The organism is Thalassotalea agarivorans (genome assembly GCF_030295955.1).
GTDB lineage: Bacteria > Pseudomonadota > Gammaproteobacteria > Enterobacterales > Alteromonadaceae > Thalassotalea_D > Thalassotalea_D agarivorans.
The window spans coordinates 1,177,342-1,200,336 of the sequence record NZ_AP027363.1; the positions used below are offsets into that span (position 1 = coordinate 1,177,342).

Annotated in this window: 18 protein-coding genes; 12 read left to right on the top strand and 6 right to left on the bottom strand. The window is 42.8% G+C overall.

The window, feature by feature from the left end; translation table 11 throughout:
- Positions 1-150: 150 nt before the first annotated feature.
- The 3 genes from QUD85_RS05545 to QUD85_RS05555 all read right to left on the bottom strand — a co-directional run bounded on the left by QUD85_RS05545 (position 151) and on the right by QUD85_RS05555 (position 3,264).
- Complete coding sequence (locus QUD85_RS05545; RefSeq protein WP_093327579.1) at positions 151-561, bottom strand: hypothetical protein; 411 nt, start codon at positions 559-561, stop codon at positions 151-153.
- Positions 562-834: 273 nt separating this feature from the next.
- Complete coding sequence (locus QUD85_RS05550) at positions 835-1,803, bottom strand: dihydrodipicolinate synthase family protein (protein WP_093327580.1); 969 nt, start codon at positions 1,801-1,803, stop codon at positions 835-837.
- A gap of 174 nt (positions 1,804-1,977) precedes the next feature.
- Positions 1,978-3,264, bottom strand: a complete 1,287-nt coding sequence (locus QUD85_RS05555; protein ID WP_093327582.1) for an aminotransferase class V-fold PLP-dependent enzyme — start codon at positions 3,262-3,264, stop codon at positions 1,978-1,980.
- A 348-nt stretch (positions 3,265-3,612) separates the two neighbouring features.
- Here QUD85_RS05555 and pnp point away from each other — a divergent pair, with 348 nt between their 5' ends.
- The 3 genes from pnp (at position 3,613) to QUD85_RS05570 (ending at position 8,089) form a co-directional block, all read left to right on the top strand.
- Positions 3,613-5,751: a polyribonucleotide nucleotidyltransferase gene (gene pnp, locus QUD85_RS05560; RefSeq protein ID WP_093327584.1), complete on the top strand. Its 2,139-nt coding sequence runs from the start codon at positions 3,613-3,615 to the stop codon at positions 5,749-5,751.
- Between the two features lie 118 nt (positions 5,752-5,869).
- Positions 5,870-6,739 (top strand): lipoprotein NlpI, encoded by an 870-nt coding sequence (nlpI, locus tag QUD85_RS05565; protein ID WP_093327586.1) that lies wholly within the window; start codon positions 5,870-5,872, stop codon positions 6,737-6,739.
- Between the two features lie 39 nt (positions 6,740-6,778).
- Positions 6,779-8,089: a tetratricopeptide repeat protein gene (locus tag QUD85_RS05570; protein WP_286219635.1), complete on the top strand. Its 1,311-nt coding sequence runs from the start codon at positions 6,779-6,781 to the stop codon at positions 8,087-8,089.
- Between the two features lie 26 nt (positions 8,090-8,115).
- On the opposite strand, the gene QUD85_RS05575 is transcribed toward QUD85_RS05570, so the two are convergent.
- Entirely contained in the window at positions 8,116-8,337 is a 222-nt protein-coding gene (locus tag QUD85_RS05575) for a hypothetical protein (protein WP_093327589.1), read from the bottom strand.
- A gap of 406 nt (positions 8,338-8,743) precedes the next feature.
- On the opposite strand from QUD85_RS05575, the gene QUD85_RS05580 reads away from it, so the two are divergent.
- Positions 8,744-10,360: a SufS family cysteine desulfurase gene (locus QUD85_RS05580; protein ID WP_143047910.1), complete on the top strand. Its 1,617-nt coding sequence runs from the start codon at positions 8,744-8,746 to the stop codon at positions 10,358-10,360.
- On the opposite strand, the gene tcdA is transcribed toward QUD85_RS05580, so the two are convergent.
- Positions 10,352-11,143 (bottom strand): tRNA cyclic N6-threonylcarbamoyladenosine(37) synthase TcdA, encoded by a 792-nt coding sequence (tcdA, locus tag QUD85_RS05585; RefSeq protein WP_093327592.1) that lies wholly within the window; start codon positions 11,141-11,143, stop codon positions 10,352-10,354. The genes QUD85_RS05580 and tcdA overlap by 9 nt on opposite strands.
- A 340-nt stretch (positions 11,144-11,483) precedes the next feature.
- Entirely contained in the window at positions 11,484-12,767 is a 1,284-nt protein-coding gene (gene gltA, locus QUD85_RS05590; RefSeq protein ID WP_093327593.1) for a citrate synthase, read from the bottom strand.
- 390 nt (positions 12,768-13,157) lie between these two features.
- Here gltA and sdhC point away from each other — a divergent pair, with 390 nt between their 5' ends.
- The 8 genes from sdhC (at position 13,158) to sucD (ending at position 22,977) form a co-directional block, all read left to right on the top strand.
- Positions 13,158-13,532: a succinate dehydrogenase, cytochrome b556 subunit gene (gene sdhC / locus QUD85_RS05595; protein ID WP_093327595.1), complete on the top strand. Its 375-nt coding sequence runs from the start codon at positions 13,158-13,160 to the stop codon at positions 13,530-13,532.
- Positions 13,526-13,873 (top strand): succinate dehydrogenase, hydrophobic membrane anchor protein, encoded by a 348-nt coding sequence (gene sdhD, locus QUD85_RS05600; protein ID WP_093327596.1) that lies wholly within the window; start codon positions 13,526-13,528, stop codon positions 13,871-13,873. The genes sdhC and sdhD overlap by 7 nt, the downstream gene beginning before the upstream one ends.
- A complete protein-coding gene (sdhA, locus tag QUD85_RS05605; RefSeq protein WP_093327598.1) occupies positions 13,874-15,643 on the top strand; it encodes a succinate dehydrogenase flavoprotein subunit in 1,770 nt (589 codons plus the stop codon).
- 10 nt (positions 15,644-15,653) lie between these two features.
- Positions 15,654-16,364: a succinate dehydrogenase iron-sulfur subunit gene (locus QUD85_RS05610; RefSeq protein ID WP_093327599.1), complete on the top strand. Its 711-nt coding sequence runs from the start codon at positions 15,654-15,656 to the stop codon at positions 16,362-16,364.
- Between the two features lie 116 nt (positions 16,365-16,480).
- Complete coding sequence (locus QUD85_RS05615) at positions 16,481-19,282, top strand: 2-oxoglutarate dehydrogenase E1 component (RefSeq protein ID WP_093327601.1); 2,802 nt, start codon at positions 16,481-16,483, stop codon at positions 19,280-19,282.
- 35 nt (positions 19,283-19,317) lie between these two features.
- On the top strand, positions 19,318-20,802 hold the full coding sequence (odhB, locus tag QUD85_RS05620) for a 2-oxoglutarate dehydrogenase complex dihydrolipoyllysine-residue succinyltransferase (RefSeq protein ID WP_093327602.1): 1,485 nt from the start codon (positions 19,318-19,320) through the stop codon (positions 20,800-20,802).
- Positions 20,803-20,938: 136 nt separating this feature from the next.
- Positions 20,939-22,105: an ADP-forming succinate--CoA ligase subunit beta gene (sucC, locus tag QUD85_RS05625; RefSeq protein WP_093327604.1), complete on the top strand. Its 1,167-nt coding sequence runs from the start codon at positions 20,939-20,941 to the stop codon at positions 22,103-22,105.
- Positions 22,105-22,977, top strand: coding sequence for a succinate--CoA ligase subunit alpha (sucD, locus tag QUD85_RS05630; protein WP_093327605.1), 873 nt, complete (start codon positions 22,105-22,107; stop codon positions 22,975-22,977). The genes sucC and sucD overlap by 1 nt, the downstream gene beginning before the upstream one ends.
- Positions 22,978-22,995 lie beyond the last annotated feature (18 nt).

Consider the following 22,995-nt stretch of genomic DNA (forward strand, 5'->3'; position numbering starts at 1 on the left):
TGCTTAAAGGAACAAGGGGCAAGGAACACGTAGCACCAAGCCCGTAGCTCGCAGCATCAGAATTTCGTCATCCCGCACATGCCTACAAGGATGTAGGTACTTAGGTTTTGTCTGGAACTGAAAACCTGTGATGTGGGATCTCTTTAATTCTTATTTCTTACGCTGCTTTGCTATCTCTCTCACCTGCAACAAAGCAACCCACAACGTATAGACCGCTAGCGTAAAAAACAAAACAGATAGTTTGCTTTGTTTTATATCTTCAGACAGCAATATCGGAATCGCTTTATAGAAAGACGGTACAGAAACCGCGCTACAAATGGCTATGATGATATATCTAAAACCATTCCACTTTTTAGCAAGAAAATTAATAATTAGAAGAAAACTGACAAACAAGCATATCGAGCCAGCACCGTAACTCCCAGATGGTTGATAACCTCGCCCCATTGTTAAAACAGTAACTAAACCTAGTGCTATGCCACCACCTACAATTAACGTTGCACATCTGTCATAACTGGCAATTGCTCGTGGAAAGCCTGTCTTTACTCTGTAGAATGTTCTCATTTTTTCATGATTAACAGCCTGTTTGAAGACTATTTATTCATACTTGAGACGCTTGTTCAATGCTTTTTATTGGATAGGAATCATAACTTATGTGGCGAGGGTGCTTCGCTATAGGGGCGCGTTGCTTAAAGGAACAGGGAACAAGGAACGTGAATACGTAGCACGAAGCTCGCAGCTCGAAGCTATAAAAAGGGACATGGTCTTCTTTTAAAACGCAGCCATAAAAAAAGCCCCGTAAAAACAGGGCTTTTTTGTTTTCAAATCTTGCTAGGGTTATTCAGCTAAACCAAGCTCAGAAAGTCTTTCTTTCGCCAGTATGTACCTTGCGCGAACATCATCAATTTGTTGTTGCGTTAATGCTTTACCCAAGGTGCGAAGTCCGCCTTCAACATCGTTGTGATGAATGCCAAACGCAAATTTAAGGTATTCTAAAAGCAACGGCTGAGCATCAAGATATGAGATAGAGTTCATTGCTTGAGAGATTTTGTTTGCCTCAGCCCAATTTCCCTCATTCACATACTCCTGCATAGTGACACTCGCCTTTGGGAATATGCAGCCAACACCAGTAATACCACCGCATGCACCGGCAAGTCCGGCATGTACTGTAACCGTGTCTACTCCTGCAAGAATTTTTGCTTCTTTATTTTCTAGCATCAGGGTTTCAATCACTGAAACATCGGTAGTAGATATTTTCAGCGCAGTGACTTCTGGCAGAGCAGCAAGTTTGTTTAATAGTTCTGTTGAAAGTGCATGGTAGCCAGCCGCATCAGGATTGTTATAAGGCATAATTGTTACACCTACTTCTTTTGCTACAGCGGCTGAAAGTGCGTAGTAGTCATACATTTCTTCATCAGAGGGTGTCTGTTGAGTTTTTGGTGGCATTACCATTACGGTATCCACACCTACCGCAGCTAGTTCTTTAACGATGGTAGCAAGCTCTTCTTTTGTTTCGGCTGCTGCGCCACTGATTAATGGTACATTGTATTCTTTGGCAACTTCAGAAAGCGCACTTAGCAAGGAAAGACGTTGCTGGTTGCTTAAGTAGCTATTCTCGCCAAGCGTACCTGACCCAACAAGGCCACCCATTCTGGTGCCACCCTTTCCTTGTACTTTAAGAATACCCGCTGCGTAATCTTTGGTTGCATCAAAATCAATTTCAAGTGCGCCAGATGCCGACGCTTTAAGCCATGTAAACACAGCTGGCATAACGGTATATCGCCAATCTGCACTGTTTGTTCCCATTAGAATTCCTCATACTTAAACTGGATTGTATACAGTATACCAAACAAGTTAAGTCAAATAAATTGGATAATTAAAATACTTTTCCTTCAGTAAAGAATTAACAGGTCCATTATTATTCTGTGGTTGTTAACAATACCCACTTTTTTATAAGCAAGCTCAGTAACGAGCGTCATATTATCCGAGCCGCTTGATCTCCGCTAGTGCTTGTTCAATTTCCTGTTCGTTGTTAAGCAGTGAGGGGGCAAAGCGCGCGTAACTTTCTCGATACGGTGTACTGCTCATTATCACACCACGCTGATGTAAAGCTTTCACCACTTGTTCTGGCGTCATGCCATTAACATCAAAGCAAACCAATCCGGATGAAATAGATGGAGACTTTGGCGTATACAGTTTAACGTGCGACATTTTAGCTAGTCCCTGTTTTGTCTGTGTATTAAGCTGATGAATGCGCTTTTGAATATTGTCTTTACCTAATTGCTGATGCAACGCAAAAGCTTCAGGTAACGCCCAACGGTGTTCAAATGAATGGAAACCGCCCGGTGACATATGCTCTCCAATAGCGACTTTATCTTGTGTTAACTGGCCAAGCCATACCATGTATGACGCGCTAAAACTTGGGATAACCGGCTCAATCATTTGCCAGGCTCTATCTGTCCCCCAAACCACGCCGGTGCCGCGGGGACCAAATATCCACTTGTGGGTACCTGCGATAAAGATATCGCACCCTAACTGGCTAACATCTTGATCTTCAATGCCAAAACCATGTACGCCATCGACACAAAATAAGATGTCAGGATTAACACTGCGTATCGCTTTTGAAATAGCTTTAATCGGCAGTTTTACACCTGTACATGAATGAACCCAAGTCACAGCGACGACTTTCGTTTTTTTACTGATGGCTTGTTTTAAGCGCGCGACAATCTCTGTTTCATTGGCTTTAGCGGCTTCATCATACAAGCTGACACGTTTAACTACGGCGCCGCTGCGTTTGGCTGCATAGGCAAGGGACATATCGGTTGAGTAGTGGTCATGGGTTGTTTGTACAATTTCATCGCCAGATTTAAGCATTAATCCGTTGTACACCATACCCAAGCCCATGGTTGTACTATCCGTCAACGCAATATTTCTACTATTACCGCCCATGTAGTCAGCAGCCGATTGGCAGACATTGGCATCAATGGTTTCAAATTTTGAATGCCAATAATCGGCGGGGTTCTTATCTAACAAGTCCCTGTGCCTATCTATCGCAAGCCTCACAGGCGCGGGATGCGAGGCTAATAAAAATGTCGATAATTGGATGTAGTCTTTAGTGAGCGGGAACAAGGCTCTCAAGCTTTTCCAATCGGCTGGCTTCATATTGCTATAAGAAGCTGTGCCTAAGGCAGCGACAGCAGGAGTATTTGATAGGAGGCTTGCCCCTAGTACGCTAGATAATCGTGTTAAAAATTGACGTCTTAACATGCTTTATTCCTTACGAAGATGTTAGTTAAAGCGTAGTCGATCGTTTTGATATTGCCTATTAGACCAGCGATAGCCTGCGGCTTTGATGGCAGTTAAGGCGTCAAAAAGCACTAATATTGAAGTTTTTGTGAAAATTTGTCACCAAATCACTAGATAAGCTAGCAAATCTTGAATTGATGGTTATAATGTCAGCGAATTTTAAAGAAGACAGAAACGACGGACCAAGTGTGTAATGATTTGGTCGACTTGAGCACAAGACCAGCTTATAAGACAGAATAAGCTACCTTTCAGTTAAGTGAACAAATCATTATACAGTTGGCGTCGTTTCCAAACACAAAAGGAAAGTCAATGACTCCAATTACTAAATCATTCCAATATGGTAAGCATACTGTAACGCTTGAAACGGGCGCTATTGCACGTCAAGCTTCTGCTGCTGTTATGGCTAGCATGGACGATACATGTGTACTTGTATCGGTTGTAGGTAAGAAAGAAGCTGTTCCAGGCCAAGATTTCTTCCCATTAACAGTTAACTACCAAGAGCGTACTTACGCAGCGGGTAAAATCCCTGGCGGTTTCTTCAAGCGTGAAGGTCGTCCTTCTGAAGAAGAAACACTAATCGCTCGCTTAATCGACCGTCCAATTCGTCCGTTGTTCCCAGAAGGGTTCACAAACGAAGTACAAGTGATCATCACTGTAGTTTCAGTTAACCCTGAAATTGCACCAGACATTATCTCAATGATTGGTACTTCTGCGGCATTAGCCATTGCTGGCGTTCCATTTAATGGTCCAATCGGCGCTGCACGTGTTGGTTTCCAAGACGGTCAATACCTTCTTAACCCACTGCAATCTGAACTCGAAAGCAGCCGCTTAGACTTGGTTGTAGCTGGTACAGAATCTGCGGTATTAATGGTTGAATCTGAAGCAGACGTATTAAGCGAAGAAGAGATGCTTGGCGCTGTTGTATATGGTCATGACCAAATGCAAACTGTTGTAAATGCAATCAACGAGTTTAAAGCTGACGTTAACAACCCTGTATGGGAATGGTCTGCTCCAGAGAAAGACGCAGCGTTAACAGCTAAAATCGCTGAATTAGCAACGGCTAAATTTGAAGAAGCATACCAAATCACTGAAAAAGCAGCTCGCTATGAAAAAGTAGGTGAAATCAAAACTGAAGTATTAGCACAGTTAGCAGAAGGCTTAGCTGAAGGCGAAGAGCTAGATGAAGCAGAAGCGAAAGAGCTACTTCATGACTTAGAGAAAAAAGTTGTTCGTACACGTATCACTTCTGGTGCACCACGTATTGATGGTCGTGATCCAGAGAGCGTTCGTGGCCTAGACGTAATGACTGGCGTATTACCACGTACACACGGTAGTGCTGTATTTACTCGTGGTGAAACACAAGCGTTAGTAACAGCTACACTTGGTACACAACGTGATGCACAGAAGCTAGACACATTACTTGGTGAGAAAACAGATAACTTTATGTTGCACTACAACTTCCCTCCATACTGTGTAGGTGAAACTGGTTTTGTAGGTTCACCAAAGCGTCGTGAAATCGGTCACGGTCGTCTAGCTAAGCGCGGTATCTTAGCTGTTATGCCTACAGTAGAAGAATTCCCGTACGCTGTACGTGTTGTATCTGAAATCACAGAATCAAACGGTTCTTCTTCAATGGCTTCTGTTTGTGGTACTTCTCTAGCACTTATGGATGCTGGTGTTCCAATTAAACAATCTGTAGCAGGTATTGCTATGGGTCTAGTTAAAGAAGGCGACGACTTTGTTGTTCTTTCAGACATCTTAGGTGATGAAGATCACTTAGGTGACATGGACTTTAAAGTAGCAGGTACTTCAACTGGTATCACAGCACTTCAAATGGACATCAAAATTGAAGGTATCACCAAAGAAATCATGCAAATCGCGCTTAACCAAGCGAAAGGCGCTCGTTACCACATCCTAAGCGTAATGGACGAAGCGATTAATGCAGCTCGTGACGATATTTCTGAATTTGCTCCGCGTATTCACACAATGAAGATCAACGCAGACAAGATTCGTGACGTTATCGGTAAAGGTGGTGCAACAATCCGTCAACTTACTGAAGAAACAGGCACAACGATCGAAATCGAAGACGATGGTACTGTGAAGATTGCTGCAACTGATGGCAACCAAGCGAAAGATGCGATTGCTCGTATCGAAGCACTAACGGCTGAGATCGAAGTAGGTAAAGTGTACACAGGTAAAGTTGTTCGTATCGTTGAGTTCGGTGCATTCGTTAATGTACTACCAGGTAAAGACGGCTTAGTTCACATCTCTCAAATCTCTGAAGAGCGTGTAAACAACGTTGCTGACGTACTTTCTGAAGGTCAGGAAGTGACAGTTAAGTGTTTAGAAGTAGACCGCCAAGGCCGTGTACGTCTAAGTATTAAAGCAGCGCAAGAAAAAGCTGAACCAGCACCTGAAGCACCAGCGACTGACGACGCTTCAGAATAAGCGTAATGCTTAGCATTAGCTAAAGAAAAAGGGAGCCAATTGGCTCCCTTTTTAATATAATCGAAAAGATACATCTAAAAGGAAGTGATTTTTGGTGAAATATCTAAGTAAATTCAGTGTGTTATTAACAGTATTTTGGCTGGGAGGTTGTTCGTCGATGAACAGCGCACCAACAATCGACAAACTGTTAGTCGCTGAACCCATGCCGGTTAACTATAAAAGTGAAATCGCACTTGCACGACTTACTGAAGTTATCCAACGCGCAGAAGTCACGGACGAACAACGCGCACAACTGTTTTATGATCGTGGCGTTATATTTGATTCAATTGGACTGCGTTCATTGGCAAGGTTAGATTTTAATCGAGCATTAAGACTTAAACCAACCTTAGTTGACGCATATAACTTCCTTGGAATTCATTACACTCAAATGCAAGAGTTCAATGAAGCATACCAGCAATTTGACTCTACCTTGGAGTTAGCGCCTAATCATGAGTTTGCCTATCTCAATCGCGGTATCGCATTATACTATGGCGACAGACCAGGCTTAGCACAAGAAGATCTTGTTCGTTTTTATAATCGCCAACCAAGCGATCCCTATCGCGTGATTTGGTTGTATTTTGCCGAACATCAATTGGATCCAGAAAAAGCTAATCAGAAGTTAGCTGAGCGCAAGCAACAGATTGACGATAAAGTATGGGCGAAACAGGTGTTGCGTTTATATTTAGGTGAGATCAATCAAAGCCAGTTTTTAGCCTCGGTGACTAAGGGCGTAAGATCTAATCAAGAGCTCACAGAAAGACTATGTGAAGCCTATTTTTATTTGGGGAAATATAGTGTTGCTCGCGGCCGTTATAATTCTGCCGCCAATTATTACAAATTGGCATTAAGTACCAATGTATACGAATTTGTTGAGCATCGTTATGCAAAGCTAGAACTTGACTTGATGCGCGCAAGTTTTCAGCAAGGGACTTTACCGCAACCAAATTAAATGAATACTTTAGCGAAGATATTTATAGTGGGGAGCTTGTTGGCAATACTGTCATCAAGCTCTTTTCATTTAATGCACTATCTTAATAAAGCGCTAAGCGAAGAAACACCAACACCAGAAATTATTACCCTCGGCACTAAACACAATATCGCACAAGCGCTGCGCCATGCGCGAATGCAAACCTCACCCCGCAGTCCAACATATCATCAACTGAGCGCTGCTTTAGCAAAACAAGACGTGGAAGAGGCACTTTTGTTGGCGCATCGTTATGCTGAAAATAGGCACGATAAAGACGCTCAACTCTGGTTTGAACAAGCCATGCGCCTTGCGCCTCAAAAAGCGCAAATACCTTATGCAACCTGGTTGTACGAGCGCGGTCAGTACAGCGATATTAACGCTATGTTAGATGCAACCAATACAGCGCATCTACCGCTTTTAATGCGCGTTAACATTCGCTTGGGTAATGTCTATTTTGTTGAGCAGCATATAGAGCAACTCGAAGACGCAAACATTGCCGATGAGCTAGTCGAGCAAATAAACCGCTACCAAGTCGTTACATCGCTACCTAAATTTGTGTCGCAATGTGAAAACAGCGTGCAGCCTATAGCTACCTCATTGGAAGATTTAACATCGCTTGAAAGTAAACTTGCGACATTACGAGATTCTTTTGTGGCGAGTCAGTTTTGTTTTGACACACCTAAGTATGTACCGATAGACAGGCTTCAGTGTAATCGACTGCCTAACGCGCCGATAATGTGTGACGAAGACATTTGGCTTTCTTATCAAGGTGACATTGCGGCTAAGTTGTTATTGGTCATGTTGCCTCGCGGCGGGGCAAATGTTCATGGCGGTATTATGTATATCGACAGAGCAGATACACCTAATGTCATTGAGCATGAACTCATGCATTGGCTTGGTTTTGTCGATGAATATCCGCTGCGAGCTACCCATAATTTTTGCACGGGGGCTTATGTTGCAAAAAATGTAGTTGTACTGGATGCTGACGCTTCGCAGAGCAGCAGAGAGACGCTGCTCGCTCAATTGCCTTGGCGAATTTACATCGAGGAAGACACAGTGCTTGTTTCTGAACAAGATGGGGAGTTAGTGCTAGGGACTCCTAAGAATGGTCAGCAGAAAATTGGACTTTATAGAGCTAAAACTTGTGACAATAGCGCCACCCAAGCTTATCGGCCATTGCCTGGTCGCAATATAATGACCCATTTGGGGGAAGGGCTTCCGCCACTATACCAACGTATGATTTCAGAGGAGCAGAGTATTAAAGTTAATGCAAACTTCAGAGACAATGGTCGCTCAGTTAAACTATTTGAATCGGTACTAAACAAGCAATAAAAAAGCACCTTAAGGTGCTTTTTTTATTACATTTCTTTTCTCATTATTAAGCTAGACGGGTTTTCTTCGACTTTTTCATAGCTAACTACTTTTTGCTTTTTCAGTCGACCTTTAAGCTTCCTTTTCACCTTTGCCGTAGGCCACATGGTTAGATTTTGTAAGCTTTTCAACTCTTCATCTAAAATCTTTTCACTGCCCTTTGACATTAGTTTCTTTTGTTTCTGTGCTAACCAGTAAAACAATGCCATGTTAATATCCTTTACTACATTTTCCTTAACTACTACGGTTTATAAGGTATAGTCAATAATTCAAAAAGTGCATAATTTTTTTGTGAATAAATTCAGACATCAGACCAAACCGCACTATCAGTTTAACTATTGGTTAAAATTTATTCAATCGTTTAACATGACCGTTTAGATATAAATTAGTCCAATAATTAATCACAAAATGACCTAATTAATGCGCTAGTAACGGCTACAATGTTAAACTTTGCTGCATTGCATTATTTAACACTTCTTTAGTGACTACTTCGCGTGTCGGCAAAATGGTTCAACACCTATTTGCATTGAACAATATGCAAACCTCGATGATAATTTAAGATATAATTGCTACAGTCCTATGAAACTTTGATTGCATTTTTGTAAAGAATATCCCGTGACATCTCAATTTCGACATCGCTTTCCTATTTTATCTCAGCAGGTCAATGGCATGCCGCTGGTCTATTTTGACAATGCAGCAACAAGCCAACGCCTTGATGAGGTGATTTCGGCAACTCAGTCCTACTATGAAACAATAAATGCTAATGTGCATCGCTCTTCTCATGCTTTGAGTGCACAAGCGACTAGTCTTTATGAGGGATGCAGAACTGATATCGCTCAATGGATTGGTGCTGATAAAAATGAGGTGGTGTTTACTTCAGGCACAACCGATGCCATCAACTTAGTGGCAACATGTGTTGCTAAAGCGTTTATACAAGCGGGTGATGAAATTCTTATTTCAGTGAGCGAACATCACGCTAATATCGTGCCTTGGCAATTGGTTTGTGAACAATACGGTGCGACGTTGCGCGTTGTTGATATTGATAACCAAGGGCGGATTGATATTGCTCATTTCAAACAATTATTGTCAAACCAAACAAAACTTGTCGCCGTTAGTCAGTTATCAAATGTAGTTGGCAAGTTTAATGATGTCGCTACGCTCGTTCGCCTAGCAAAAGAGCAGGGCGCGTTAACCTTGATTGATGGTGCCCAAGCAATCGCTCATACAGCGCTTAATGTTAAATCATTGGATAGTGATTTTTATGTGTTTTCAGCGCACAAACTGTATGGCCCTACCGGTTTAGGCGTGCTTTATGGTAGAGCGGCTGTGCTTGAAAAACTGCCCCCTTACAAAAGTGGCGGAGAAATGATCAAGAAGGTGAGCCTCAAAACAGGTACAACGTTCAATGAGGCGCCTAGTAAATTTGAGGCGGGTACGCCCAATATTGCTGGTGTCATTGCTTTTGCTCGCGCGCTTAATTTTATCCGTAAACACCATCAAGATATTGCGCAAATAGAGTCAGATTTAACCGACTATATGTGGCAAGCATTAAGCAACATAGAGCAGGTGGCGTGTTTGTTTGAGGGTAAGCCAGATATTCCACTTTTTTCATTTCAGATTGCCGGGGAACATATCAAAGATATTGCAACGGCATTGGATGCTAAAGGAATTGCTATACGGGCAGGGCATCACTGCGCAATGCCTTTGATGGAATACAAACAATGTAGCGGTAGCTTAAGGGTATCGTTAGCGCCATACAATACTCGCGCAGAAGTAGACTATTTTGTTGACGCTCTAGCGCAGATACTTTCGGGAGAGCAACATCAGGTAGAACCATCACTATCGATTGTATCGGAATTTGAGCAAGCTAAAGGTTGGGATCAAAAACATCGGCTGATCATGCTTTATGGCAGAGACTTCGAACGAATGTCGCGTGAGTATCGATTGCCACAAAATCTGATTGAAGGCTGTGAATCTCAAGCTTGGTTAACAATGTCTGAGCAAAATGGCAGTATCAACCTGCAAGGTGATAGTGACGCCCGTATTATAAGAGGGCTGATGCACATCGTATTTCAGGCCTATCAAGGTAAATCGGCCGAGCAAATCGCAGAGTTCGATGAGCAAGCGTATTTTGAGCAACTCGGTATTTTGCAACATTTAAGCCCATCGCGTGGCAATGGACTTAAAGCGATTGTTGAAAAAATAAAAACTCGTGCGAACGAGTTAGCGTGATTTCTTACGAATCAGTTTTTCAAGTAACCTGCCAACGGCAAAGAACGCAAACGAGGCCGTAACATGCGTCGCCGCACCAAAACCGCCGCTGCAATCAAGTCTCATTGCACCTTCTTGTTGCTGCTTAGCAAAACACACGTTGCCTTCATTATCTGGATAAACGAGTTGCTGGGTTGAAAACACTGCATCGATAGAAAACTTACGTTTTACATTGCGAGAAAAGTTGTAGTCGCGACGCAATTGGTTTTTAACTTTCGCCAATAAAGGATCTTGGTATGTTCTACTTAGATCGTCTACTTTAATCTGTGTTGGGTCGGTTTGTCCGCCCGCGCCACCAATTGTAATGACGTTAATTTTGTTACGTTTGCAGTGCGCTATCATCGCCGCTTTCACTCGAACAGCGTCTATAGCGTCAACCACATAATCAATGTCTTTGGTAACTACTTCAGACAAATTATCTAGTGTAACAAAGTCTTCTATTTCACTTACTTGGCAAGCTGGATTGATTTGCTTAATACGCTGAGCCATTAACGCAACTTTACTTTCACCAATGGTGTCATTCAGTGCATGAATTTGACGATTTGTATTGGTGATACAGACATCGTCTAAATCAACTAAACTAATATGCCCAATGCCTGTTCTGGCAAGGGATTCAGCAACCCAGCTACCAACGCCACCGATACCAATCACCATAACATGAGCCTGGCTAATGATTTCAGCACCTTGTATGCCATAGAGTCGGCTTATACCACCAAATCTAAGTTGATAATCTTGTTCTGACATTGTTTACCTGCAAAAAATAGCGACGTTAACGTAAAAAATAAGTAATTGCTTTGAATTAAAAAAGCGCGCCATTATAAATTCACTGAGCTAAAACAGCAATTGGTATTACAATTTTGCACTAAATTGGTGAGGTAATCGGGTTAGGTTTTGATGAAAAAACATCCATCACTTTAGGGCGAAAGGTGAATAAATAGTCATTTTTTTGGATAAATATGAATAACGTCAGAAAATATAAACAGAGTTTGGTATTTATTACATTTATAGTAAAGATAAACTGAGTGAATGCTCTAGACGTAAAAAAAGGCGGTAAAACCGCCTTTTTTCTACATTTAATTGCGCGTTATTTGTTCAACGGCGTAAATGTTTTGTTCAATTCACCGGTGTAAAGTTGGCGAGGACGGCCAATTTTTTGACCTGGTTGCGACAACATTTCGTCCCAGTGAGAAATCCAACCAACAGTTCTTGATAAAGCAAAGATTACTGTGAACATGTTTGTAGGGATACCAATCGCTTTAAGAATGATACCTGAGTAGAAATCCACATTCGGGTATAACTTCTTCTCAATGAAGTAAGGGTCTTCTAATGCTACTTTCTCAAGCGCCATAGCAACGTCTAATAATGGATCGTCAATACCTAGCTCTTCAAGCACCTGGTGACAGGTTTCACGCATTACCGTAGCACGTGGGTCGAAGTTCTTGTATACACGATGACCAAAGCCCATAAGGCGGAATGGGTCGTTTTTGTCTTTTGCTTTAGCAACAAACTCATCCACGCGAGATACGTCGCCAATTTCTTCAAGCATGTTCAAACATGCTTCGTTAGCACCACCGTGCGCAGGGCCCCAAAGTGACGCAACACCTGCTGAAATACAAGCATAAGGGTTAGCACCAGAAGAGCCGGCTAAACGTACAGTTGACGTTGAAGCGTTTTGCTCGTGGTCAGCGTGAAGGGTAAAGATTCTGTCCATTGCTTTTGCAAGCACTGGGCTAACTTTATAGTCTTCAGCTGGCACAGAGAACAACATGTGTAAGAAGTTTTCTGCGTAAGATAAATCGTTACGTGGGTATACAAATGGTTGACCGATACTGTACTTATATGCCATTGCAGCGATGGTAGGCATTTTAGCGATTAAGCGGTGTGCACAACGCATGCGTTGGTCAGCTTCATTAATATCTAAATCACTGTGGTAGAAAGAAGAAAGAGCACCAACAACACCACAAAGCATAGCCATTGGGTGAGCGTCTGGTAAGAAACCTTGGAAGAAGTGAGCGATTTTTTCATGCACCATTGTGTGATTAGTGATGATATTTACGAACTCTTCATATTCCGCTTCGTTTGGCGCAGCGCCGTTTAAAAGCGTGTAACAAACTTCTAGGTAATCAGCGTTTTTCGCTAAGTCATCGATTGCATAGCCGCGGTGTTGAAGAATGCCTTTACCGCCGTCGATAAACGTAATTGCAGACTCACAAGATGATGTTGCTAAAAAACCTGGGTCATATGTGAAGTAACCAGCGCTTCCTAAAGTGCGGATATCAATTACATCGTTACCTGCAGTACCTGACAAAACAGGTAGTTCAGCAACTACTTTTCCGTCAATACTTAAAGAGGCTTTTGAATCAGCCATATGTTTTATCCCCTTAATAATTTGTTTTAACTAACAAATATGAAAATTTAGTCAGTTTTTATGCATATAAAACTGGACTATTGTACTTCAACATACCTAGGGGAAGTCAATGCTACGTTTGTCTAAGATGGACTTTTCTACAAAGACGTTACAATAAGTGTACAAAAAATGGACACAAGCCTTTAAAACAGCATACTTTTTGTCTTTTCTAAAATTGTAATTGTGGCCATTGGATTATATAATCTGTTTGATCTGCCTTGCTTCATTTTGCACTATTAAGGTGCATAAAAAGTCAGGTGAATTTGCTAGGGGTCGTTCTGCAGAAAATGAACGGCAATAATAAAAAATGAACAAAGCTTACAAAAGCTCGTTAGGTACATAGGCACAATTGTGAAAAAACAACGTCCTGTTAACTTAGACCTGACCACAATAAAGATGCACGCAGCAGCAAACGCATCAATATTACATCGTATTAGCGGTGTGATTATGATCTTTGCTATCGGTATCCTGTTGTGGACACTTTCTCTTTCTCTATCTTCAGCCGAAGGTTTCGCACAAGTCGAAGCAATGTTAGGCGGCTTTTTCTTTAAATTCATTATCTGGGGTATTTGTGCAGCACTTATCTATCACCTATTAGGTGGTGTGCGTCATTTACTTATGGATATGGGTTTCTTTGAAGAAAAAGTGTCCGGTAACTTAAGCGCTAAATTTGTTATCGCGCTTTGGATTATTCTATCTATCGTTGTGGGGGTTTGTTTATGGTAAATAATGTCGCAACAGTAGGTCGCAGTGGTATCCACGATTTTGTATTGCTTCGTGCAAGTGCCATCATCTTAGCGTTATACACGTTAACGATTGCAGGCTTCTTTGTTATCACGCCAGACGTTACATACGAGAACTGGACAGCATTCTTTGCTTGTTTGCCAGTTAAAATTTTCACTTTAGTAGCAACAATCGCATTACTTGCTCACGCTTGGATTGGTATTTGGCAGGTATTGTCAGATTACGTAAAACCAACTTTCTTACGTGGCACATTGCAGTTCTTATTCGCGGTATTACTGCTGGTTTACCTTGTTTCTACTTTCTTAATTGTGTGGGGTGTGTAAGTGAGCGTTCCAGTTCGTGAATTTGACGCCATTGTAATTGGCGCAGGCGGTGCGGGTATGCGCGCTGCATTAGCAATTTCTGAATCAGGCCAGTCATGTGCTCTGATTTCTAAAGTATTCCCAACGCGTTCGCATACAGTATCTGCTCAAGGTGGTATTACTGTAGCGCTAGGTAACGCGCATGATGATAATTGGGAATTCCATATGTACGATACCGTTAAAGGTTCTGATTATATCGGTGACCAAGACGCTATTGAGTACATGTGTAAAACAGGCCCAGAGGCGATTATTGAACTTGAAAATATGGGTTTACCATTTTCTCGTTTCGATAACGGTAAAGTATACCAACGTCCTTTCGGTGGCCAATCTAAAGATTTTGGTGGCGAGCAAGCCGCACGTACAGCAGCTGCAGCTGACCGCACTGGTCATGCACTTTTGCACTGTTTGTATCAACAAAATGTTAAAAACAAAACCAACGTATTCAGTGAATGGTACGCACTTGATCTAGTTAAAAACGCTGACGGCTCTGTCGTTGGTACAACGGCTATCAACATTGAAACAGGTGAAGTTGTATACTTCAAAGCACGCGCAACAGTACTTGCTACTGGTGGTGCTGGTCGTATTTATGCTTCAACCACTAACGCACACATCAATACTGGTGACGGTGTTGGTATGTCACTTCGTGCTGGCGTTCAAATGCAAGACATGGAAATGTGGCAGTTCCACCCAACGGGTATCGCTGGCGCTGGTGTACTTGTTACTGAAGGCTGTCGTGGTGAGGGTGGTTACTTACTAAATAAAGATGGCGAGCGTTTCATGGAACGTTATGCGCCAAATGCTAAAGACCTTGCCGGCCGTGACGTTGTTGCTCGTTCAATGATGACGGAAATTCGTGAAGGTCGTGGCTGTGACGGTCCTTGGGGACCACACATTAAACTTAAGCTAGATCACTTAGGCCGCGAAACGTTAAATCAACGTTTACCAGGTGTTTGTGACCTATCTAAAACGTTTGCTCACGTTGATCCAGCGGAAGAACCAATTCCAGTTATTCCTACTTGTCACTACCAAATGGGTGGTGTGCCTTGTAATGTTCACGGTCAAGCACTTAGCTTCAACCCTGAAACAGGCGAAGATACAATTATCGAAGGTTTGTTTGCAGTTGGTGAAATTGCAAACGTATCTGTACACGGCGCAAACCGTTTAGGTGGTAACTCACTACTTGATTTGGTTGTATTCGGTCGTGCTGCAGGTAACTTCTTAGGTGAATATCTAGCAAATACTGAATCTGCTAAAGACGCTTCTGCATCTGATCTTGACGCTGCGCTAGCGCGTTATAATCGTTGGGAGTCATCTGAAAAAGGTGAAGACCCAGTGCAAATTCGTAAAGACCTACAGCAATGTATGCAACTTAACTTCTCGGTTTTCCGTGAAGGTGAAGCTATGGCTGAAGGTATGAAGGAATTAACTGAAATTCGTGAACGTCTTGAGCACGCACACCTAGCGGACAAGTCGAGTGAGTTTAATACTCAGCGTATCGAGTGTTTAGAATTAGACAACCTAATGGCTACTGCATTCTGTACAGCTAAAGCGGCTAACTTCCGTACTGAGTCTCGTGGTGCGCATGCACGTCAAGACTTCCAAGAGCGTGATGATGAAAACTGGTTATGTCACTCTATCTTCTCTCCAGACACTGAAGAGATGAGTAAGCGTGGCGTTAACATGAAGCCAGTACATCGTGAAGCTTTCCCACCGAAAGTGCGTTCTTACTAGGAGTTTAATGATGAAGCAAATTTTCTCAGTATATCGTTACAATCCTGATGTAGATGCAAAACCTTACATGCAGGATTATGAGCTGGACCTTCCAGAAGGTTCAGACATGATGGTATTAGATGCCTTGATTCTGTTAAAAGAACAAGATCCATCGTTATCATTCCGTCGCTCATGCCGTGAAGGTGTTTGTGGTAGTGACGGCTTAAACATGAACGGTAAAAATGGCTTGGCTTGTATTACGCCGCTTTCTGCTGTTAAAGCAAAGAAAATCGTATTACGTCCATTACCTGGCTTACCGGTTGTGCGTGACTTAATTATCGACATGTCGCAATTCTACGCGCAGTACGAAAAAATTAAGCCTTACTTAATCAATGATGGTAAGAACCAACCAGCACGTGAACATTTACAATCACCTGAAGAGCGCGAGCATCTAGATGGTTTGTATGAGTGTATTTTATGTGCGTGTTGTTCAACTTCATGTCCGTCATTCTGGTGGAACCCAGACAAGTTCATTGGTCCAGCAGGTCTACTTCACGCTTATCGCTTCTTAATCGATAGCCGTGATACTGCCACTGACGAACGTTTAGATGATTTACAAGATGCATACAGCGTATTCCGTTGTCACGGCATCATGAACTGTGTGGACGTTTGTCCTAAGGGACTAAACCCGACGAAAGCGATTGGCCATATCAAGTCAATGCTTCTCTCCCGCGCAGTATAAGAAACTATGGCGCAGTACCGCCTGCGCCTTAAAATTAGCGTATGTTGGAGCAGGGCTATAAGCGCTGCTTTCTTGTTTGAGTTTTGTTGCTTTTTACCCGAGCAAAGGAACAGGTAATGCCAGAAGGTGTAATGAAGGCTTGGTTAGAGTCTTCCCATTTGAGTGGAAACAACTCCGCTTATATAGAAGAGTTGTACGAATCGTATCTGGACAACGCCCATTCAGTATCTGATGAATGGCGTGAAGTTTTTGACAGTTTACCAAAGGTAGACGGAAGTTCTGTTGAATATAGACACTCAGAGATTCGAGAAGAATTTAAAGAATTAGCGAAGCAAGTTGGTCGTCAAGTTATCGTAAGCGGTGGCAGTGACGCGAAACAAGTTAAAGTGCTTCAGCTTATTAATGCGTTTCGTTTTCGTGGCCATCAAAATGCCAATATCGATCCATTAGGATTGTGGCAACGTGACCAAGTGAGAGATTTGCAATTATCTCACCACGATTTATCAGACAACGATCTAAATACCGAATTTAATGTCGGTTCATTCGTTGCTGGCCAAGAAACAATGAAGTTAGGTGACCTGCACAAAGCCCTTAAGAACACATATTGTGGTTCTATTGGTGCTGAGTACATGCACATGACCTCGACTGAAGAAAAACGTTGGATTCAACAGCGTTTAGAATCAATTCAGTCAAAAGCGCAATTAGACACCGCACAAAAAGAAGAAATTCTCAAAGGCTTAATTGCTGCTGATGGTTTAGAAAAATACCTTGGCGCAAAATTCCCAGGTGCAAAACGCTTTTCATTAGAAGGTGGTGATGCGCTTGTTCCTATGCTGAAAGAGCTGATTATGCGTGCAGGTAGCCACGGTACCAAAGAAGTGGTTATCGGTATGGCGCACCGCGGTCGCTTAAACGTACTGGTTAACGTATTGGGTAAAAACCCTTCAGTATTGTTTGATGAGTTCGCGGGTAAGCACGATGAATCTCTTGGTAGTGGTGATGTTAAATACCACATGGGTTATTCATCTGATTACGTAACTGAAGGTGGGAATGTTCACTTAGCATTGGCCTTTAACCCATCACACTTAGAAATTGTAAACCCAGTAGTTATGGGCTCTGTACGCGCACGTCTAGACCGTCGCGGCAGCAGTGGTGACTTGGTATTACCTATTACGATTCACGGTGACTCTGCTATTGCAGGTCAAGGTGTGGTGCAAGAAACCTTTAACATGTCGCAAGCGCGCGCGTTTGGTGTAGGCGGCTCAGTTCGCATTGTTGTAAACAACCAAGTTGGCTTTACAACATCAAATGCAAGCGATACTCGCAGTGGCGAATACTGTACTGAAATTGCAAAAATGGTACAGGCACCGATTCTTCACGTGAATAGCGACGACCCAGAAGCGGTTATTCTGGCGACTCAAATTGCATTAGACTTTAGAAATACCTTCAAGCGCGATGTTGTTATCGACCTTGTTTGTTATCGCCGTCATGGCCATAACGAAGCAGACGAGCCAAATGCAACACAGCCATTGATGTATCAAAAAATTAAGAAACATCCAACGCCACGTCAAATTTATGCAGACAAGCTTGCAGCAGAAGGTTCTATTGCTGCGGCAAAAGCAAAAGAGCTTGTAGATTACTATCGTAAACTGCTTGATGAAGGCCAGTGTACGGTAGAACAGTGGCGTCCAATGTCTGAACATTCAGTGGATTGGACACCGTTCATCGGCCACGAATGGGATGACAAATACGACAACAATATTTCAGTAGATGCTTTAAAAACGCTTGCTGAAAAAGTATCTAGTTACCCAGAATCGCATCCAGTGCAATCGCGCGTTAAAAAGATTTATGACGATCGCAAGAAAATGGCTGCAGGTGAACGCCCACTTGATTGGGGTATGGCAGAAACACTAGCTTATGCTGCTATCTTAGAGCGTGGCGAGCGTGTCAGAATCACAGGTCAAGATTCAGGTCGTGGTACTTTCTTCCATCGCCATGCGGTATTGCATAACCAAGACGATGCCTCTACTTACATGCCACTTCAAAACCTAAGCGACAAGCAAGGGCCATTTGAAGTACATGACTCAGTACTATCAGAAGTGTCTGTACTAGCATTTGAATATGGTTATACAACGGCAGAACCAAACGGCTTAACGATTTGGGAAGCACAATTTGGTGACTTCGCTAACTGTGCGCAAGTGGTGTTTGACCAGTTTATTTCATCAGGTGAGCAAAAGTGGGGCCGTTTATGTGGCTTAACCATGTTGCTTCCTCATGGTTATGAGGGCCAAGGGCCGGAGCATAGCTCAGCGCGTTTAGAACGTTTCTTACAGCTTTGTGCTGATCACAACATGCAAGTATGTATTCCATCTACACCAGCGCAGGTGTTTAACATGTTGCGTCGCCAGGTTGTTCGCCCTATGCGTCGTCCGTTGATTGTTATGTCACCTAAATCTCTGCTACGTCATCCATTAGCGGTGTCAAGCTTAGAAGAGCTTTCTGTTGGTGAATACAAAAACGTTATCGGCGAAATTGACGACATTAACCCGAAAGACGTAGAGCGCGTTGTATTTTGTAGTGGTAAAGTTTATTACGAGCTACTAGAGCAACGTCGTAAGAACGAGCAGAAGAATGTGGCAATCGTTCGTGTAGAGCAATTGTACCCATTCCCTGAAAAAGAATTAGCAGCGGAACTTGAACAATACCAACATGTTAAGCAATTTGTTTGGTGTCAAGAAGAGCCTCAAAACCAAGGTGCTTGGTACTGTTCGCAGCATCACTTTAGAGCCGCAATTCCGCAAGGGACATATTTAACTTATGCTGGCCGCCCAGCGTCTGCTGCACCTGCTGTAGGTTATATGTCTGTGCATGTTAAACAACAAAAAGCGCTTGTCGATGACGCGCTGAATGTCGAATAACCAATCATTGGTATTAGTGAGTAAGGATTAAGTAAATGACAACCGAAATTAAGGTTCCTGTTTTACCCGAGTCAGTTGCCGATGCAACGGTAGCAACCTGGCATGTACAAGCTGGCGATGCGGTATCTCGCGACCAGTTATTGGTAGAAATCGAAACAGATAAAGTTGTATTAGAAGTGGTAGCGCCAGAAGATGGTGTAATTTCCGAAATTAGCCAAGAAGAAGGGGCTACCGTATTAGGTGAACAAGTAATTGGTATTATTGCTGAAGGCGAAGGCAAAGCTGCCGCTCCAGCACCAAAAGAGGAAACTCCTGCCGTGTCTGCAGATGTAAAAGTAATTGATATTTTAGTTCCTGTATTGCCAGAGTCTGTTGCTGACGCAACAATTGCTACATGGCATGCACAGGAAGGTGACGCTGTTTCTCGTGATCAAAACTTAGTTGATATCGAAACAGATAAAGTTGTGCTTGAAGTTGTGGCACAAGACGATGGTGTACTGGGCAAAGTATTGTTTGCTGAAGGTGAAACAGTATTAGGCGAGCAAAAAATTGGTGAACTTAATGCAGGCGTTGCCGCAGCAAGTGCAGCACCAGCACCAGCAGAAGCTGAAGAAGCGCCAGCAGCTGGCGACGAAATTGCAAGCCCATCTGTACGTCGTTTAATGAACGAAAAAGGCCTTAGTGCATCAGACGTAACTGGCACAGGTAAAGGCGGTCGTATCACTAAAGAAGACGTAGAAAAAGCGGCTAACAAGCCGGCAGCTGCACCAGCTAAACCGTCTCCTGCACCAGCGGCACAAGCAAGTGCTGTATTAGGTGAGCGCACACAAAAACGTGTTCCAATGACACGTTTACGTAAAACAATTGCTAATCGCTTATTAGAAGCGAAAAACTCTACTGCTATGTTAACCACGTTTAACGAAGTTAACATGAAGCCAATTATGGACTTACGTAAGCAATACAAAGACGTATTCGAAGACCGCCATGGTGTGCGTTTAGGTTTTATGTCTTTCTACGTTAAAGCAGTAACAGAAGCATTAAAACGCTTCCCTGCGGTAAATGCGTCAATTGACGGTGATGACATTGTTTATCACAACTTCTTTGATGTATCTATTGCGGTTTCAACGCCACGTGGCTTAGTAACACCAGTACTGCGTGACGCTGATCAACTTGGTATGGCAGGTATCGAATCAGGTATTCGTGAACTTGCTATCAAAGGTCGTGACGGCAAGTTAACAATGGACGAAATGCAAGGCGGTAACTTCACCATTACTAATGGTGGTGTATTCGGCTCATTGCTTTCAACACCAATTATTAACTTACCTCAAACAGCGATTTTAGGAATGCACAAGATTCAAGATCGTCCAATGGCGGTCGACGGTAAAGTAGAAATTTTACCTATGATGTATCTAGCGCTTTCTTATGATCATCGTTTAATTGATGGTAAGGAATCTGTTGGTTTCTTAGTAACAATTAAAGAGTTATTGGAAGATCCAACACGTCTATTGTTAGACATCTAATTAATTGCGCATTATAGCCCTTATTGACACTGGTCGTTGGGTGTTAAACGTACTATAATCGCGATGCTTTTTTAACTGGCAGTTATCTCAATTTAGATAGCTGCCATTATCATTTACAAGTAAGTGGAAAATCATCATGAATTTGCATGAGTATCAAGCGAAACAACTTTTCGCTGAATATGGTTTACCAGTTTCTGAAGGGTTCGCTTGCGATACTCCTCAAGAAGCTGCAGAAGCTGCTGATAAAATCGGTGGCGATATGTGGGTTGTTAAAGCTCAAGTTCACGCAGGTGGTCGCGGCAAGGCAGGCGGTGTTAAGCTTGTTAAGTCGAAAGAAGAAATCAAAGAATTCGCACAACACTGGTTAGGTAAAAACCTAGTAACGTATCAAACAGATGCGAACGGTCAGCCAGTTGCTAAGATTCTTGTTGAGAGCTGTACAGACATCGCTAACGAATTGTACTTAGGTGCAGTAGTAGACCGTGGTACTCGTCGCGTTGTATTCATGGCGTCAACTGAAGGTGGCGTAGACATCGAAACAGTTGCTGAAGAAACACCACACTTAATTCACAAAGCGGCTATCGACCCATTAGTTGGTCCTCAAGCTTATCAAGCGCGTGAGTTAGGTTTCAAACTTGGTTTAAACCCAGTACAAATGAAGCAATTTGTTAAGATCTTCATGGGTCTTGGCAACATGTTCATTGATCACGATTTTGCACTATTAGAAATCAACCCACTAGTTATTACAGACGAAGGCAACCTTCACTGTCTAGACGGCAAGATTGGCGTTGATTCAAACGCTTTATATCGTCAACCTAAAATCCGTGCAATGCACGATCCTTCACAAGAAGACGAGCGCGAAGCGCACGCTGCACAGTGGGAACTTAACTACGTTGCATTAGACGGAAACGTTGGTTGTATGGTTAACGGTGCCGGCCTAGCAATGGGTACAATGGATATCGTAAACCTACACGGTGGTAAGCCAGCTAACTTCTTAGATGTTGGTGGCGGTGCTACTAAAGAACGTGTATCAGAAGCATTCAAAATCATCCTTTCTGACGACAATGTTAAAGCAGTATTAGTTAACATCTTCGGTGGTATCGTTCGTTGTGACATGATCGCAGAAGGTATCATCGGTGCTGTTAAAGAAGTAGGTGTTGAAGTACCAGTTGTTGTACGTTTAGAAGGTACTAACGCTGAAGCAGGTCGTGAAGTATTAGCTAGCTCTGACCTAGCGATCATCGCTGCTGAATCTTTAACTGATGCGGCTCAAAAAGTTGTTGCTGCTGCGGAGGGCAAATAATGTCTGTATTAATTAACAAAGATACTAAAGTTATCTGTCAAGGTTTCACAGGTGGTCAAGGTACTTTCCACTCTGAGCAAGCAATTGCATACGGTACGCAAATGGTTGGTGGTGTATCACCAGGCAAAGGCGGCCAAACTCACTTAGGTCTTCCAGTATTCAACACAGTACGTGAAGCAGTAGAAGCAACAGGCGCAACAGCAACTGTGATCTACGTTCCAGCACCATTTTGTAAAGATGCTATCTTAGAAGCAATCGACGCTGGTATTGAGCTAATCGTTACGATTACTGAAGGTATTCCAACGCTTGATATGCTTGACGTTAAAGTGAAGCTTGAAGAAACTGGCGTTCGCATGATCGGTCCTAACTGCCCAGGTGTTATCACGCCGGGTGAAACAAAGATTGGTATCATGCCTGGTCACATCCACAAGCCTGGTAAAGTAGGTATTGTTTCTCGCTCTGGTACATTAACGTACGAAGCAGTTAAGCAAACAACTGATGCTGGCTTTGGTCAATCAACGTGTGTTGGTATTGGTGGTGACCCAATCCCAGGTACGAACTTCATCGACGTATTAGAAATGTTCGAAAACGACGACCAAACAGAAGCAATCGTTATGATTGGTGAAATTGGTGGTACAGCTGAAGAAGAAGCAGCTGAGTACATCAAAGCGAATGTTACTAAGCCTGTTGTTTCTTACATTGCAGGTGTTACGGCTCCTCCAGGTAAGCGTATGGGCCACGCTGGTGCGATTATCGCTGGCGGTAAAGGTACAGCTGACGAAAAATTTGCTGCATTAGAAGCAGCTGGTGTTAAAACGGTTCGCTCTTTAGCAGATATCGGTGTAGCACTAAAAGAAAAAGCAGGTTGGTAATAAACCACTTGATGAAAA